General features: G+C 59.6%; 15 protein-coding genes. 12 read left to right on the top strand and 3 right to left on the bottom strand.

The window, feature by feature from the left end; translation table 11 throughout:
* The first annotated feature begins 6 nt into the window (after nt 1-6).
* On the top strand, nt 7-1,359 hold the full coding sequence (gene pmbA, locus HDE75_RS09265; RefSeq protein ID WP_183674662.1) for a metalloprotease PmbA: 1,353 nt from the start codon (nt 7-9) through the stop codon (nt 1,357-1,359).
* A 79-nt stretch (nt 1,360-1,438) separates the two neighbouring features.
* Here the strand turns inward: pmbA and HDE75_RS09260 are convergent, their stop codons facing one another.
* Entirely contained in the window at nt 1,439-2,431 is a 993-nt protein-coding gene (locus HDE75_RS09260) for a hypothetical protein (protein ID WP_183674665.1), read from the bottom strand.
* A gap of 312 nt (nt 2,432-2,743) precedes the next feature.
* Between HDE75_RS09260 and HDE75_RS09255 the strand changes: the two genes are divergently transcribed.
* Both HDE75_RS09255 and HDE75_RS09250 read left to right on the top strand, forming a co-directional pair.
* Nucleotides 2,744-5,158 (top strand): TonB-dependent receptor plug domain-containing protein, encoded by a 2,415-nt coding sequence (locus tag HDE75_RS09255; protein WP_221291779.1) that lies wholly within the window; start codon nt 2,744-2,746, stop codon nt 5,156-5,158.
* Complete coding sequence (locus HDE75_RS09250) at nt 5,155-6,459, top strand: aminotransferase class V-fold PLP-dependent enzyme (protein ID WP_221291778.1); 1,305 nt, start codon at nt 5,155-5,157, stop codon at nt 6,457-6,459. Before HDE75_RS09255 ends, HDE75_RS09250 begins: the two co-directional genes overlap by 4 nt.
* A 66-nt stretch (nt 6,460-6,525) precedes the next feature.
* Here HDE75_RS09250 and HDE75_RS09245 read toward each other — a convergent pair whose 3' ends face one another.
* A complete protein-coding gene (locus HDE75_RS09245; protein ID WP_183674668.1) occupies nt 6,526-7,650 on the bottom strand; it encodes a M14 family metallopeptidase in 1,125 nt (374 codons plus the stop codon).
* A gap of 155 nt (nt 7,651-7,805) precedes the next feature.
* On the opposite strand from HDE75_RS09245, the gene HDE75_RS09240 reads away from it, so the two are divergent.
* Nucleotides 7,806-8,069: a hypothetical protein gene (locus HDE75_RS09240; protein WP_183674671.1), complete on the top strand. Its 264-nt coding sequence runs from the start codon at nt 7,806-7,808 to the stop codon at nt 8,067-8,069.
* An 89-nt stretch (nt 8,070-8,158) separates the two neighbouring features.
* Here the strand turns inward: HDE75_RS09240 and paaX are convergent, their stop codons facing one another.
* On the bottom strand, nt 8,159-9,097 hold the full coding sequence (gene paaX, locus HDE75_RS09235) for a phenylacetic acid degradation operon negative regulatory protein PaaX (RefSeq protein ID WP_183674674.1): 939 nt from the start codon (nt 9,095-9,097) through the stop codon (nt 8,159-8,161).
* A gap of 233 nt (nt 9,098-9,330) precedes the next feature.
* Between paaX and paaA the strand changes: the two genes are divergently transcribed.
* From paaA to paaI, 8 genes are read left to right on the top strand one after another with little or no spacing between them, the layout of a single operon-like run.
* Entirely contained in the window at nt 9,331-10,323 is a 993-nt protein-coding gene (paaA, locus tag HDE75_RS09230; RefSeq protein WP_183674677.1) for a 1,2-phenylacetyl-CoA epoxidase subunit PaaA, read from the top strand.
* A gap of 23 nt (nt 10,324-10,346) precedes the next feature.
* Nucleotides 10,347-10,631, top strand: a complete 285-nt coding sequence (gene paaB / locus HDE75_RS09225) for a 1,2-phenylacetyl-CoA epoxidase subunit PaaB (RefSeq protein WP_034746356.1) — start codon at nt 10,347-10,349, stop codon at nt 10,629-10,631.
* Between the two features lie 13 nt (nt 10,632-10,644).
* Nucleotides 10,645-11,397: a 1,2-phenylacetyl-CoA epoxidase subunit PaaC gene (paaC, locus tag HDE75_RS09220; protein WP_183674680.1), complete on the top strand. Its 753-nt coding sequence runs from the start codon at nt 10,645-10,647 to the stop codon at nt 11,395-11,397.
* Entirely contained in the window at nt 11,397-11,951 is a 555-nt protein-coding gene (paaD, locus tag HDE75_RS09215; protein ID WP_183674683.1) for a 1,2-phenylacetyl-CoA epoxidase subunit PaaD, read from the top strand. The genes paaC and paaD overlap by 1 nt, the downstream gene beginning before the upstream one ends.
* Before the next feature lie 38 nt (nt 11,952-11,989).
* Entirely contained in the window at nt 11,990-13,069 is a 1,080-nt protein-coding gene (paaE, locus tag HDE75_RS09210) for a 1,2-phenylacetyl-CoA epoxidase subunit PaaE (protein WP_183674686.1), read from the top strand.
* Between the two features lie 21 nt (nt 13,070-13,090).
* Nucleotides 13,091-13,882, top strand: coding sequence for a 2-(1,2-epoxy-1,2-dihydrophenyl)acetyl-CoA isomerase PaaG (gene paaG, locus HDE75_RS09205; RefSeq protein ID WP_183674689.1), 792 nt, complete (start codon nt 13,091-13,093; stop codon nt 13,880-13,882).
* Between the two features lie 9 nt (nt 13,883-13,891).
* Complete coding sequence (gene paaH, locus HDE75_RS09200) at nt 13,892-15,457, top strand: 3-hydroxyacyl-CoA dehydrogenase PaaH (RefSeq protein ID WP_183674692.1); 1,566 nt, start codon at nt 13,892-13,894, stop codon at nt 15,455-15,457.
* Nucleotides 15,450-15,902 (top strand): hydroxyphenylacetyl-CoA thioesterase PaaI, encoded by a 453-nt coding sequence (gene paaI / locus HDE75_RS09195; protein WP_183674695.1) that lies wholly within the window; start codon nt 15,450-15,452, stop codon nt 15,900-15,902. Before paaH ends, paaI begins: the two co-directional genes overlap by 8 nt.
* Nucleotides 15,903-15,918 lie beyond the last annotated feature (16 nt).

Below are 15,918 nucleotides of genomic sequence, written 5' to 3'. Positions count from 1 at the left end.
CAGCGCATGAACGACTCCGTATTTACCCATAGTCAAGAGCAATTGAAGCAACTTGCACGCGATGTGTTGTCTTTTGCGCGGGAAATTGGCGGCACCGACGCCGCAGTGGAAGTCAGCGAAGGCGGCGGCCTGTCCGTTTCTGTACGAAAAGGCAAGATCGAGACGATCGAGCAAAACAAAGACAAGGGCATGGGCGTGACCGTGTTTGTCGGCAAGAAGCGCGGCAATGCCAGCACTTCCGACTTTTCAGCCAGCGCCCTGCGCGCCACGGTGGACGCAGCCTACAATATCGCCCGCTTTACGGCCGAGGACGATTGCGCAGGTCTGGCCGACGCCGACCTGCTGGAAATGGCGCCCCGCGATCTGCAACTGTTTTACCCATGGAATATTTCTGCCGAAGAAGCTGTGCTGTTGGCGCAGCGTGCCGAAGCGGCCGCTTTCGATGTCGATCCCCGCATCACGAATAGCGAAGGGGCGGGCGTACACGTGCAGCAATCGCACTTTGTATCGGCCAATTCGCGCGGTTTTATCGGCGGCTACCCGTTTTCGCGCCACACCCTGTCGGTGGCGCCCATCGCCGGCAAGGGCGCAAAGATGCAGCGCGACGACTGGTATTCGTCTGTGCGCGACGCCTCCAAAATGTCGAGTCCTGAAGCCATCGGCCGCTACGCCGCCGAGCGCGCGCTGTCGCGCCTGAATGCGCGCAAGCTGGGCACGCGCACTTGCCCGGTGCTGTTCGAAGCACCGCTGGCGGCCGGTTTGCTGGGTACCTATGTGCAAGCGACCTCGGGCGGCGCGCTATACCGCAAGTCCACCTTCCTGCTCGATTCCCTGGGCACGCAAGTGCTGCCATCGCATGTGCAGATCTTTGAAGACCCGCATGTGATCGGCGGCGTCGGTTCCGCACCGTTCGATGAAGAAGGCGTCAAAACCGTCAGCCGCGATGTGGTCAGGGATGGCGTGGTGCAAGGCTATTTCCTGTCGACTTACACGGCCCGCAAGCTGGGCTTGCAGACCACGGGCAATGCAGGCGGTTCGCACAATCTCTACCTGACCTCCACACAGACGGCCGCCACTGACGATTTTAGTGCCATGCTGAAAAAGCTGGGCACGGGTTTGCTGGTGACGGAACTGATGGGGCAAGGTACCAATTACGTGACGGGTGATTATTCGCGCGGTGCCTCGGGTTTCTGGGTGGAAAACGGCGTGATCCAATATCCGGTGGAAGAAATCACCATCGCCGGCAACATGAAAGACATGCTGCGCAACATCGTCGCCGTCGGCGCCGACGTGTTGCGCCGCGGCACCAAAGAAACTGGTTCCATCCTGATCGAGAGCATGGTGGTGGCTGGCGGTTGAGGCCAGCCACTCCCCATGCGAGCCATCGATATGCGGTGTAATGCCTTGCGTATCGATGGCCCTGATGACTGCGGCTGCCTTATCTTGATATCACGTTGGCGCAAGTCCACGCGATATTGGAGGCGTTCCAGGTTGCTTTCCAATCGATGGTCGTCTGCTCCCTACATGCTTGCTGCGATGCAAATTTGGTCCCTTCGTAAGTTTGATAGATATGCCCGTCCTGAGGACGCCACACGACGCCGTACCAATAATTGTTTGGATCGACTACTGTACTGAGTTGTTCCACCGGTTTGTTCAAGGCTGTGTTTTTGTAGTCGACCAAGACTTGGCCGCCTTCATCGTAGAGTCGTACCCACACAGAACTGTTCAGCGCGCCCGTCGAATCGACCGGGATGCACATTCTTGTCTTGGCTGACGCTATGGCTGGCGGCATCGTCAGGCAGAAATAGGGACTGGGTGAACCTGCCACAACCGACCATTCCACGCTGGAGGCGCTGGTGTTGCCAGGGTCGCAATAATGCGCATATTTCCCAGCCCTGAATTCCTGGGCGTAATTTGATGTTTGTATGCCTGAGAAATAAATGCCTGAGCCATTCGTGGCGCCAGGCAAGTCATTCTGGCTATTGATTGACATGCATTGTTTGTATCCGGCATCGGCATAGCCCATTGCCATGCCGATAGGTTTCATTTGCGCATCGAGGTGCAGCTTCCATGTATTGCGATAGCGCAATCTTCCATTGGCATCGCTACGCAGGAGTGAAATGACTCTGACCGAGGTCGCTTGCTGCGTTACGCCATTCACGATCAGCGGAGTTGGCTGGCCTGTCTCCTGGCTTACACTGAGTGTCGCTGTGCCCAGGTAGCCATCGTTGGAAGCCAGCTCCACGCTTGTTTGTTCTGTGCTGAGAAATTTCTTGAGCGAAGCAGCGGCATCAATCGATGCCAATACCGGTTTGACAGGGGGTGAAACTTGTGTGCCGCCACCATCATTACTACTGCCACCGCCACCGCCACCGCCACCGCAGCCAGCGAGCAAGGTCAAAAAAGCGTAAAACGCGACCTGTTTTTTCATGTGTATTACCCAAGATATCGACAAAGATGCGTGCCGTTGCGCGGCGGCATTATATGCAATGTTGTTATTTGGAAATCTATCGAATTGTTGCCTTGTCTGCCCTGATGTGCCAGCCCGCTGTAGTTTTTCGGTCACTTGTCTGATCGTCACACTGTTGAAATATTGTCTTCGTAAGATGTCGCTGCCTGACGTTAATTGCGTGAATTAGATGCTTTTAATGTAAGTAAGCCGAACTTCGTGATATTTCATGCAAGATGTGAATCTTGCAGCAAGCGCGACGTTGTTGATCGACCACTGCCCAGAGACCTTCCCATGACCTTATCCCGTACCCGCATCGCCAGCGCGGTCGCGCTGTTTTGCGCCATGAACGCCTTGTTTGTAGCGTCCGCCCAAGCATCTGGCGATGCTCCTGCTGCCCCTGCGCCTGACGGCGCCCAGGCCGATGCCGCACCGCAGGCCGTGATCGTCACCGGCACGCGTGGAAGCAACCGCACGCAATTCGATACCATGGCCCCGGTCGACGTATTTAACCGCGACGATATCAGCGCCGTGAAATCGTCGGACTTGAACGATGTGTTGGCGCAACTGGTGCCGTCGTATGTGGTGCAGCGCCTGCCGATGGCCGATGGCCAGGTGTTTGTACGCCCGGCAACCTTGCGCGGCCTGTCGCCAGACCAGACTTTGGTATTAGTCAACGGCAAGCGTTTTCACCGCAGCGCCTTGCTGGGCGCGCGCGGCGCGCAGGCAGCCGATCTGGCGCAGATTCCCGTATCCGCCATCAAGCGCATCGAAGTGCTGCGCGACGGCGCGTCGGCCCAGTACGGTTCCGATGCGATTGCCGGCGTGATCAATATCATTCTCGACGACAGCGTGGGCACGGAAATGTCGGTGCGCCATTCGCAGTATTCCGAAGGCGATGGCAAGGCCAATGAATTGAATGTCCGCAGCGGTTTTGCCATCGGCGAGACGGGCAAGCTGTCGCTGTACGCCACCATCAATCAGTCGGACCCGACCTCGCGCACGCGCCAGCGTCCCGATGCCATCGCGTTCCAGGCCGCGCATCCGAACCTCGATGTGCCGAATCCCGTGCAGCGTTGGGGCCAGCCGAAATTGTCTGGCGAACACGTCGGCTATAACGGCAGCGTCTCGCTGAGCGATGACGTGGAACTGTATTCCTTCGGCATGTTCAGCCACAGCGATGGCACGTCGGACTTCAACTGGCGCAATCCGGACACCAGCACGGGCGCCTTCAAGGTCACGCCGCTATTTCCTGGCTGGGATTTGCGCAGCCTCTATCCGGTTGGTTTCAGCCCGCAGTATTCTAACAAGCAGAATGATGCCCAAGTGGTGGCCGGTTTGCGCGGGCATATCAATGAACGCCTGGGCTGGGATGTCAGCGCTTCGTATGGCATGAACCATATCGATTACAATCTGGCCAACTCCATCAATGCCTCGATGGGACCATCCAGCCCGACTTCGTTTTACCTGGGCCAGTTGTCGCAGGAAGAAAAAATCCTCAATGCCAACTTTAACTATGAATTGCCCATGGCGTCGCTGGCGCAGCCGGTCAATATCGCTTTCGGTACCGAGGCGCGCAATGAGACCTACGGCGTGAAGGCGGGCGACCTGGCGTCGTACACGGTGGGGCCGGGCGCGGCAGTCGGTCTCGATGCGAACGCCAATGGCGCCCCCGGTTTCAGCGACCGCCAGGCAGGCAGCTGGGGCCAGACCAGCTACGCCGGCTACCTGGACGTGGAAGTGCCCGTCACGCGCGACCTGAGCCTGGGGGGCGCGGCCCGCTACGAACATTTCTCTGAATTCGGCAGCACCGTCAATGGCAAGCTGTCGGCCCGCTACACGGTCACGCCAGACATCGCCGTGCGCGGTTCCTATTCGACCGGTTTCCGCGCACCGACGCCGGGCCAGTCGAATACCAACAGCACCAACCAGGGCCTCGATACCAAGACCTTGCTGTTGTTTACCAGCGGCCGCCTGGCCAATAACGATCCGCTGGCCATCTTGCTGGGCGCCAAGCCTTTGAAGCCTGAAAAATCGAAAAACCTGTCGCTGGGCTTTACCTGGAAGACGCCAGCTGGTTTCTCAGGTTCGGTGGATGTGTACAACATCAAGGTCAGCGACCGTTTCAGTACTTCGGCCTCGTTTGCCGTGCCCGCCGGCGTGGCCAATCCGCTGCACTACACCTCGATCAGCTATTTCACCAACGATTTCGACACCACCACGCGCGGCATCGACATCGTCGGTAACCATACGAGCAAGCTGGGCGATGGCCGTTTGAATCTGACCCTGGCGTATAACTACAACACGACCAAGGTCGATGGCGGCAATTCCAGCATCGCCACCAACGATGCGCAGCGCACCGTGTTTGAAGAGCATCTGCCGCGCCAGAAGGCAACCTTGGGCGCGACCTACGATTTGGGCCAATGGAGCTCGCTGGCCCGCTGGCGCTACTATGGCGCCTGGACGGACAACACCGGCAACGCCACCGGCGACGTGTTCCAACGTTTCAGTGCCATCCAGTTCCTGGACCTGGCTTTGAGCTACAAGATCAACGCCATGCACACGGTGCGCGTAGGCATCGACAATGCGCTCAATAAATATCCAGATGAAGCGACCTTCCAGGCCAGCCGCGGCCTGATCTATTCGCGCAACGCACCTTACGATACGGATGGCCGCAGCCTGTTTGCCGAATACCGGGTGAAATTTTGAGCACCGACCTGAGCCGCCGCAACATGCTGCGTTTTGGCGCCTTGCTGCCCATGCTGCCTGCCAGTGCACTGGCCGCATCGGCCGCGTCCACCGTGCCACAGCTGGCGCCGCCGAAGGGTAGCGAACCGCTGGCCCTGGCGTCCGATACGGGCTATTGGGCGTCGGTGGCGCGCCAGTACGACATCACCGATGAAGTGGTGCTGCTCGATAACGCCTACTGGGGCTCTATGGCCTTGCCCGTGCTGGAAGATTACCAGCGGCAAGTGGCGATGGTGAATCGTGGCAATTCCTGGTATGGCAGAGTGCGCTTTCCTGCTGCCTTTGAAGCGGCCCGTGCCAGGGCCGCGCAGGCGCTGGGCGTGCATCTTGACGAGATCGTGTTGACGCGGGGCGCCACGGAGGCACTGCAAATCCTGATCGCCAGCTACAACCTTTTAAAACCCGGCGACACTGTGCTGTACGCGGACATCGATTACGATAATATGATCACCACCACGCGCTGGCTCAGGCAGCGGCGCGGCGTGGACGTGGTGTCGATCGCCATGCCGGAACCGTTCAGCCATGACAGCGTAGTCGCTGCCTATGCACAGGCATTGGAAAACCATCCGAAGTTGAAACTGATGCTGCTCACGCATGTGAACCACCGCAACGGCATGGTCTTGCCGGTGGCGCAGATCGCCAGCATGGCGCGCCAGCGCGGCGTGGATGTGATCGTCGATACGGCCCACGGTTTTGGCCAGCTCGACATGACGATACCCGACCTGCAGGCCGATTTCGTCGGCATCAACCTGCACAAGTGGATAGGCGCACCGGTCGGGGTGGGCGCCGTGTACATCAAGCGGGGCCGGCTGGCCGATATCGATGCTTATCAGGGAGAAGAGCAGGGCGACGATATCCGCACGCGCGTGCATACGGGCACGTTGAACTTTGCGGCATATCTGTCCTTGCCGCTGGCCTTTGATATACACGGCCAGATCGGCGTGGCCAACAAGCAGGCGCGGCTGCAGCGCTTGCGCAACCGCTGGGTGGAAGCGGCGCGCGGTATCGATGGCGTGGAAGTGCTGGCGTCATCGGACCCGCGTTTGACCAGCGCGCTCGCTTCGTTCCGTCTGAAAGGCAAGACCAGCTTTGCCGATAACTTGGCGCTGTCGAAACGCCTGGTTGCCGAGCATGGCATCTTCACCGTGCCGCGCGACGGCCTGGCGGCTGGCAGCTGCATCAGAGTCACGCCTGGCATTTTTACGCCGGACGCGCATATCGAGCGCTTTATCGTGGCACTGCAGCAGGTAGCCCGCAGCTGAAGTTATTGCATGGACGTAAAAAAACCGGCCTATCCGCAAGGAGGCCGGCTTTTTTTAGCTGCGTACTTAAGCGCGCAGGGTAGACAGGATCGGTTGCAACACGGCCGCACCCAGGGCGGCGCTGCGTGCACCGCTCCAGCCCGTTTGCGGGTCAGGATCGTTGGCATTGTCCTTGAATGGCAATTCCAGCGTCAGCGCCAGGCAGCCGAAGGCGTGCGTGATGTGGGGCGAACCCATGGTCAGCACTTCCGGCGTAAATGGGCCATCTTCATAGCCATACACGTCCTGGAAGTCGGGGCTGGCCACCTTGAAGTCCGCGATGAAGCGGTCTTGCTCGGCTTTTTGCGCAGGCGTAAAGTTTTCCAGCGAGTCGCTGCCAGCCACGAAGACATACGGCAAACCTTCGTCGCCATGCACGTCGAGGAACAAATCGCAGCCGATTTCATGCATCTTCTGTTTCACCAGGAATACTTCCGGGCTGCGTTCCATCGTCGGCGTCATCCATTCACGGTTCAGGTTAGCGCCGGCCGCGTTGGTGCGCAGGTTGCCGTGCACGGAACCGTCCGGATTCATGTTCGGCACCACGTAGAACACGGCGTCTTGCAGGCATTGGCGGGCAAATGGATTAGCCTGGTCCAGCAGCGCTTCGAGCATGCCTTCGACAAACCATTCGGCCATCGTTTCACCGGGATGCTGGCGCGCGATGACCCAGACTTTTTTCTCGGCATCGGCATCGCCGACCACCAGCAGATTCATGTCGCGTCCTTCCACCGTGCTGCCCAGGTCGATCAAGCGCACCAGTGGCGATGCTTGCGCGCTGTCGATCAAGGCCAGGTGGCGGTCCCATGGATACGGCTCAAAATAAGCGTAATACACGCTTTCTTCTTCCGGCGTATGTTCGATGGTCATCACGGTGCCGTCAAAGCTGGTCGGCACGCGGAACCACGTTTCGCGGTCGTAGCTGGCTACTGCCTGATAATCTTTCCAGCCATCCGGATAAGCAGACTTGCCGGCATTCATAAAGCGGATCGTGCACGCCTCGCCTTGCGCGCCTTGCAGGCGGAAATAAAACCACTGCGTGATGTCGGCGTGGGAATCTTTACGGATGTTCAGCTCGATCGATTGCGCATCGTCGGCGCGCAGCACCTCGATCGCGCCGGCGTCGAATTGCTGGCTGATTTTAATGGTCATGAATGTTTCCTGATAAAAAACAAATAAGGTTTGCATCGCGTGCAATGGCGCGATGATACCTGTTTTACTTGCCACCTTGTGCTGGCGCAAAGAGCAATGCCCTTGCTTTGCTAAGGTAAAAAGTCCACATGGACGTTCAAACAAGGGAGAACATCATGGCAAGCAATGGCACACAAGATAACCATATCCGGGAACTGGACAAGAAAATCAGCGCCCTCAGCGACGCGCTGGCGCATCTGGGGCAAGGCACCAGCTTGAAGGAATTGCTGCGCATCATACGTTTCCCCGGCTATACCACGCCAGCCGAATTCGCCTTCAATGTCGCCATCCTCGACATCATGCTGGTGCAGGTCAATGCGCTGGAAAAACTGGGGCAGGATCTGGTAGCAGGGGCCAAACTGGTGGTCGCCAAGCAGTGAACGCCTGAGAAAAAGCCCATGGCGGCGTTGCTTTGCCTTGGCGTACTAGTCGTACTGCCTGCGGCAGCGCGCCTTGCCCTGAGCATTTTTCAGACGTTCAGACCGCCGAAGCGTTCAAAGAACCACGGCTCGACGTCAGGCGTTTGCTCATCCTCGCGCCGCAAGGTGGCCAGGATATAGTCTTCGGCAGATGCATAGGTACGGCGGTACAGGGCGCGCGCCAGGGCATAGGCTTGCGTGCCGGGCCACGGTTCGGGCAGCAGTTCGACGGGCAGTTGCGGGTCGTGCAGTTGTACGCGGCGGTAGGCGTGCGTCAGCAGAGAGCGGATGACAAATGCCTGTTCCGCATCGATATTGGCACCGTCTGCCTGTGCTTGCAGCAAGTGCAGCAGCGGCTGGAAACGGCTAATGAATTGCTCATAGCCCGCCATCACTTCCGACAAGTCCCAGCACTCGCCGACCATGTGGCGCAGCGGACGGGTGCTCACGCCCGGCAATTCCGTGGCGTGGCACACATACAGCTTGCCCAGCACCTCGTTGCGGGTGAGGATATCTTCCAGCACGTCCGGGTCGGCCGCCGGATGGCCGAAGATGCCCGGCGCAATCAAGCCATAACCTGCCCATAATAATTCCTTGCGCACGGCGCCCCGTTCGGCGGCGTCGATGCTGCCTGCCGGGCCGATCACCAGGGTCCAGCTGCCATCCCAGTGCGCCACCAGCGGCGCGTAGATGCGGCGATAGGCGCGCTCGAAGCGGGCCGATGCTTCCGGGCGTATCGTATAAGCGCTGCGGCGGCCATCGCGTTGCGAGCTGAGCCAGCCTTCCTGCGCCAGGCGGAACACGCTGGTGCGCAGCAAACGGTCATTCACGCCAAACGGCGCCAGCAATTCGATCAGGCTGCCCAGCCAGAGCGTCCCGCCGCGCGGCACGATGGCGTCGCCGAAGATGGTCATCACCAGCGACTTGGAGCGGGGCGGGTCGTTGGCGAGAAAATCGGCTATCCATGCGGTACAAGCGGGGTTTTTCATGTGATCCTGGTCTGGCTGCTGCGGTGTTTGTATGAGATGCACAGTTTACTTTGCCGCGCGTTTGCCGTGCGGAAAGGCGGTAATTATTTTTCACATCATACATTGCAAAAATATTCACAGGATACGAAATATTTAAATGATTCAAATCAAGTGTATGCAAACTGATTTTTGTATCGTATTATCTGATTATCGCCATGCGCCGCTGCGCATGCATAGAACATGGGAGACAGATCATGTACGCACAAATGGTTGAAACCGGCCTGAAAAACGTCCGTTCCATAGCTGATATGGGGCAGGATGAACTTGCTTTCCAGGCGCGCATCGACGAAGGCATCAAGATCGAGGCCAAGGACTGGATGCCGGACGCCTATCGCAAGACCCTGATACGCCAGATTTCACAGCACGCGCACTCGGAAATCGTCGGTCAGTTACCAGAAGGCAACTGGGTCACGCGCGCACCGACCCTGAAGCGCAAATCGATCCTGCTGGCCAAGATCCAGGATGAAGCGGGCCATGGCCTGTATTTGTATAGCGCGGCGGAAACCCTGGGTGTTTCGCGCGATGAGCTGCTGGCCGCCTTGCATTCGGGCAAAGCCAAATATTCCAGCATTTTTAACTATCCCACCTTGTCGTGGGCAGATATGGGCGCCATCGGCTGGCTGGTCGATGGTTCGGCCATCATCAACCAGATTCCCCTGTGCCGCTGCTCCTATGGTCCGTATGCGCGGGCCATGATTCGCGTCTGCAAGGAGGAATCGTTCCATGCGCGCCAGGGCTACGACATCATGATGTCGCTGTGCAAGGGCACTCCCGAACAGAAAGCCATGGCGCAAGATGCCTTGAACCGCTGGTGGTGGCCATCGCTGATGATGTTCGGTCCGTCCGACGCCGCTTCCGTCAACAGCGCGCAATCGGCGCAATGGCGCATCAAGCTGTTCTCGAACGATGAACTGCGCCAGCGCATGGTTGACCAGACCGTGCCGCAAATCGAATACCTGGGCTTGACCGTGCCCGATCCCGACCTGAAATTCAATCCCGAAACAGGCCATTACGAATTCGGCGAAATCGACTGGGCTGAGTTCAACAATGTATTGAAGGGCAATGGCCCGTGCAACCGCGAGCGTTTGCAAACGCGCGTCAAGGCGTATGACGATGGCGAGTGGTTCCGCGACGCGCTGGTCGCCTACGCCGACAAGCAAGCCGCCAATACAAAAGCGGCAGCCTGATACAGAGAATAGAGGAGAACAAGATGAGCAAAGAATGGCCATTGTGGGAAGTATTCATCCGCAGCCAGCACGGCCTGGCACACAAGCATGTGGGTAGCCTGCACGCATCCGACGCCACCATGGCGGTCAACCACGCGCGCGACGTCTACACGCGCCGCAATGAAGGTGTGAGCATCTGGGTGGTGCGCGCGGCCGATATCGTCGCCAGCAGCCCTGGCGACAAGGGCGCCCTGTTTGAACCATCGAACAGCAAGGTCTACCGCCACCCCACGTTCTTCCCGATGCCGGAAGAAGTCAAGAACCTGTGATGCGGAGATCGTGATGGACGATAAGGTCAACTACCTGCTGCGCCTGGGCGACAATGCGCTGATTCTCAGCCAGCAGCTGTCGCAGCTGTGCGGCAAGGGGCCGGCGCTGGAAGAAGACATGGCGCTGACCAATGTGGCGCTCGATCTGCTGGGCCAGACGCGCCTGTGGTTCAGCTATGCGGCCGAACTGGAAGGCGCGGGCCGCGACGAAGACGATATCGCCTTTTTGCGCGATGCCCACGACTTCAAGAACTGTTTGCTGCTGGAGCAGCCGAACGGCAATTACGCCGACACCCTGATGCGCCAGTTTTTCTTCGATACCTGGCATTACTTCCAGCTGGCCGAGCTGCTCAAGTGCGGCGATCCGCGCATCGTGGAAGTGGCGCAAAAATCGATCAAGGAAGTGACTTATCACTTGCGCCGCAGCGGCGACTTGATCGTGCGCCTGGGCGATGGCACGGCGGAAAGCCATGCGAAAACGCAGGCTGCGGCCGACGCGCTATGGATGTACACGGGCGAGATGTTCAATTATGACGCGGTCGACCAGGCGATGTTTGACGCCGGCATCGCGCCTTCGAGCGCGGTATTGCGTGCAGCTTTCCTGGAACACGTGGCCGAGATTTTCGCCGAAGCCACCCTGGTCATGCCAGCGCCCGACGCCTGGATGCAAAAGGGCGGCAAGCAGGGCCGCCACACGGAGCACCTGGGTTTTATCCTGGCCGAGATGCAGTTCCTGCAGCGTGCCTATCCCGGGGCGGAGTGGTAATGCATACCGCCGCTGGTGCAGCTGCGCTGGACGCCGCCCAGGTCTGGGCATGGCTGGGCGAAGTGCCGGACCCGGAAATCCCCGTCATTTCAGTGGTGGACCTGGGCATCGTGCGCGCCGTCGATGTGGTCAATGCGGTGGATGGGGATGAGTGCATCGTGACCATCACGCCCACGTATTCTGGCTGCCCAGCCATGCAGGTGATCGCCGACGCCGTCACCGATGCCTTGCACAGCCATGGTGTGGCCAAGGTCACGCTGGTGAACCAGCTGGCGCCTGCATGGACCACGGACTGGATGAGCGAGACTGGCAGGGCCAAACTGAAAGGCTATGGCATCGCGCCGCCGCAGCAGCAGGTGATCGATATCAGCGGCTTGCGAGGTGGTGCAGGGGCGGGAGTCAAGCGCCACGCCATACCGAAGCTGGACGTGATCTGCCCGAACTGTGGTTCGACCCACACGCAGCTGACCAGCCAGTTCGGCTCCACGCCGTGCAAGGCCCTGTATAAATGCCTCGATTGCCGCGAACCGTTTGACTACTTCAAGTGCCACTAAAAAACAGGCACGCCTTGCGCAGAAACTGGAGATGAAGCATGAGTAAATTTTATCCGCTGTCCGTGGCCGAGGTGCGCCATGAAACGCGCGACACCATCGCCGTCACGTTTGCCGTGCCGGCCGAATTGCAGCCACAGTTCCGCTTCCAGCAGGGCCAGCACCTGACCCTGCGCGCCCACATCGATGCGGAAGATGTGCGCCGCTCCTATTCCATCTGTTCGGCGGTGCAGGACGGTACCCTGCGCGTGGCCATCAAGCGCACGCCGGGTGGTGCGTTCTCAACCTGGGCGAATGACACCCTGAAAGCGGGCGACCGCATCGACGTGATGCCGCCCATGGGCCACTTCAACGTGCCGCTCGATTGCGTGAATCGCAAGCACTACCTGGCGTTTGCGGCTGGCAGCGGCATCACGCCCATCCTCTCCATCATCAAGACCACTTTGCTGGCCGAACCCTTGAGCCGCTTCACGCTCTTTTACGGCAACCGCGCATCGTCTTCCGTCATCTTCAAGGAAGAATTGACGGACTTGAAGGATGTGTACCTGGAGCGCTTGAACCTGGTCTACGTGATGAGCCGCGAGCAGCAGGATATCGAATTGTTCAATGGCCGCATCACGCAGGAAAAATGCGAGCAGTTTTTGCAGCACTGGATCAAGGTCGAAGACTACGACCACGCCTTCATCTGCGGTCCGGAAGACATGATGCTGGGCGTATCGAATGCCCTGCAGGCGGCCGGCATGCCCAAGCAGAATATCAAGATCGAGCTGTTCGCCGCCAGCATCCCGAAAAAGGCCCACAAGCCGCGTGCCCAGCTTGATACGGCCGCGCGGCAGGAGACGGAAGTGACCGTCATCATGGATGGTTACCACACCAGCTTTACCATGGACCGCGACAAGGAATCCATCCTCGACGCCGGCCTGCGTCAAGGCATAGACATGCGCTATTCGTGCAAGGGGGGAGTGTGCTCCACCTGCCGCTGCAAGGTCACGCAAGGCAAGATCGAGATGGACGTCAACTACGCGCTGGAAGACTACGAAGTGGCGCGCGGCTTCGTTTTGAGCTGCCAGAGTTTTCCTTTGACCGATAAAGTGGTCGTCGATTTCGACCAGGCTGAATAAAACAACTTAGCGAGACACGCCATGAGCTACCAAAACATCCTCTTCACCATCGAGCAGGGCATCGCCACGTTGACCCTGAATCGTCCCGATAAACTCAACAGCTTTACGCAAGCGATGCACGAAGAAGTGCGCGACGCGATTGGACGCGTCAACGCAGACAAATCCGTGCGCGTCTTCGTGCTGACGGGGGCGGGCCGCGGCTTTTGCGCGGGCCAGGATTTGTCCGACCGCGCCGTGGAGCCAGGTTCGAAAGGCGTGGACCTGGGCGAGTCGGTGGAAAAAAACTATGCGCCGCTGGTGCTGGCGCTGAAAGCCTTGGCCATGCCGGTGATTTGCGCCGTCAATGGCGTGGCGGCCGGCGCGGGCGCCAACCTGGCGCTGGCCTGCGATATCGTCATCGCCGGTAAATCGGCCAGCTTCGTGGAAGTATTCTGCAAACTGGGCTTGATCCCGGATACGGGCGGCACCTTTTTCCTGCCGCGCCTGATCGGTTCGGCGCGCGCCATGGGGTTGGCCATGCTCGGTGAAAAACTGACGGCGGAAAAAGCCGAAGACTGGGGGCTGATCTGGAAATGCGTCGACGATGCGCAGCTGGCTGAGGAAACCCGCAAGCTGGCCGTGCACTTTTCCACCGCGCCTACCAAGGGCCTGGCCTTTACCAAGCAGGCGCTGGCCGCCAGCGGCGCCAATACTTTGCCGCAGCAGCTGGCGCTGGAAGCCGGCATGATGAGCGAACTCGGTAACAGCGACGATTACCGCGAAGGCGTGGCCGCCTTCATGGAAAAGCGCGCACCGCAATTCAAAGGACATTAAGGAGTCGCTATGGCAGCATTGCAAAAAAATTCAGTCGTCGCCGTGATCGGCAGTGGCGCCATGGGCGCGGGCATCGCGCAAGTCGCGGCGGCCGCAGGTTATCGCGTCAAGTTGTACGACACGCGCCCAGAAGCCGTCAGCAAAGCCTTGGCCGATATCGGCAAGATGTATGGCAAGCTGGCTGAAAAGGGCCGCATGACGGCAGACGAAGCGCTAGCCGCCACGGCCCGCCTGCAGGCGGCGGGCAGCCTGGCCGACGTGGCAGATGCTATGCTGGTGGTGGAAGCCATCGTGGAAAACCTCGACGTCAAGCGCAGCGTTTTTGCGGAACTGGAAGCGCTGGTGGCCGACGACTGCATCCTGGCCACCAATACCTCGTCGATTTCCGTGACAGCGATTGCCGCCAAACTGCGCCGCCCGGAACGCCTGGTCGGCATGCACTTCTTTAATCCCGTGCCCTTGATGGCGCTGGTGGAAGTAATCAGTGGCCTGGCCACCAGCGAGACTGTCGCCGCCATCGTTTATGACACGGCTACTACCTGGGGCAAGAAACCCGTGCACGCGAAATCGACACCTGGCTTTATCGTCAACCGCGTGGCCCGTCCATTCTATGCGGAAGGCTGGCGTTTGCTCAGCGAACAGGCGGGCGACCCTGCCACCATCGACGCCGTGCTGCGCGAGGCGGGCGGTTTCCGCATGGGCCCATTCGAGTTGATGGACCTGATCGGCCATGATGTCAATTTCTCCGTCACCCAATCCGTGTTTGGCGCCTATTTCAACGATCCGCGCTTTACGCCTTCCGTGCTACAGCAGGAAATGGTCAACGCCGGATTCCTGGGCCGCAAATCGGGCCGTGGCTTTTATGCCTATGGCGAAGGCGCTACCACTCCCGTAGCGCAGGCAGAAGCGGCGCAGCCGAAACCTGAGGTGGTCACCCTGAGCGCAGCCATCGGTGGCGATGGCCGTAGCCATAGCGGCATCGTCCACAGCCTGGTGCAGCGGCTGGAGCAAGCGGGTTTTACCGTCAGCAGCCGCGTGCTGCTCGAAGGCCAGGCGCATGATGCGGCGCCGGCCCTGCATTGCAATGGCGCCGCGATCTACCTGACCGATGGCCGCAGCGCTACCCAGCGCGCGCACGACAATCAACATGCAGATACGGTGCTGTTCGACCTGGCGCTCGACTACGCCAGTGCCAAACGCATCGCCCTGGCCCGTGCCGACCAGTGCAGCGACGCCGCCTATGCCGCCGTCGTGGGCCTGTTCCAGGCAGCCGGTTTCACCGTCACCCTCCTGGACGACGTGGCGGGCATGGCGGTCATGCGCACCGTGGCCATGTTGGCCAACGAGGCCGCCGACGCCGTCAACCAAGGCGTGTGCACAGCCGCCGCCGTCGATATCGCCATGCAAAAAGGCGTCAATTATCCGCGCGGACCGCTGGCCTGGGCCGATGACGTGGGCATCAGCCACATCGTCACTGTGCTGCAGAATCTGGCGTCAGGTTATGGGGAGGACCGTTATCGGGTCTCGCCGCTGCTGCGCCGCAAACTCGCCAGCGGAGCGCCATTCCATGCATAAGGCAGATTCCCTGCAAGGCGCGCAAGCCCTGGCCGAAGCGTCCGCCGCCTCCATGCTATCGCGCGACAGCGCCACCCTCGCCATGGGCATGGCCCTGGCTGAGGTGCGCCCCGGTTATGCACGCATGACGATGACGGTGCGCCCCGATATGTTGAACGGTCACCTGAGCTGCCATGGCGGTTTTATTTTCGCGCTGGCCGACAGCGCTTTCGCCTTTGCCTGCAACAGCTACAACATGAATACCGTGGGCGCAGCCTGCACCATCGATTACCTTGCGCCAGCTCACAAAGGCGACGTGCTGGCGGCGGAAGCGGTAGAGCAGTCGCTGGCTGGCAAGAGCGGTATCTATGACGTCAAGGTGAGTAACCAGGATGGCCGCGCGATTGCCCTGTTCCGTGGCAAGTCGATCCGTGTGGCCGGCAGCGTCATACCAGAAAATAATTAAAGAACCATTGAGGAGA

Source organism: Janthinobacterium silvisoli (genome assembly GCF_014200725.1).
In the GTDB taxonomy this organism is placed as follows: Bacteria; Pseudomonadota; Gammaproteobacteria; order Burkholderiales; family Burkholderiaceae_D; genus Janthinobacterium.
This window is presented reverse-complemented; position numbering and strand designations above follow the sequence as displayed.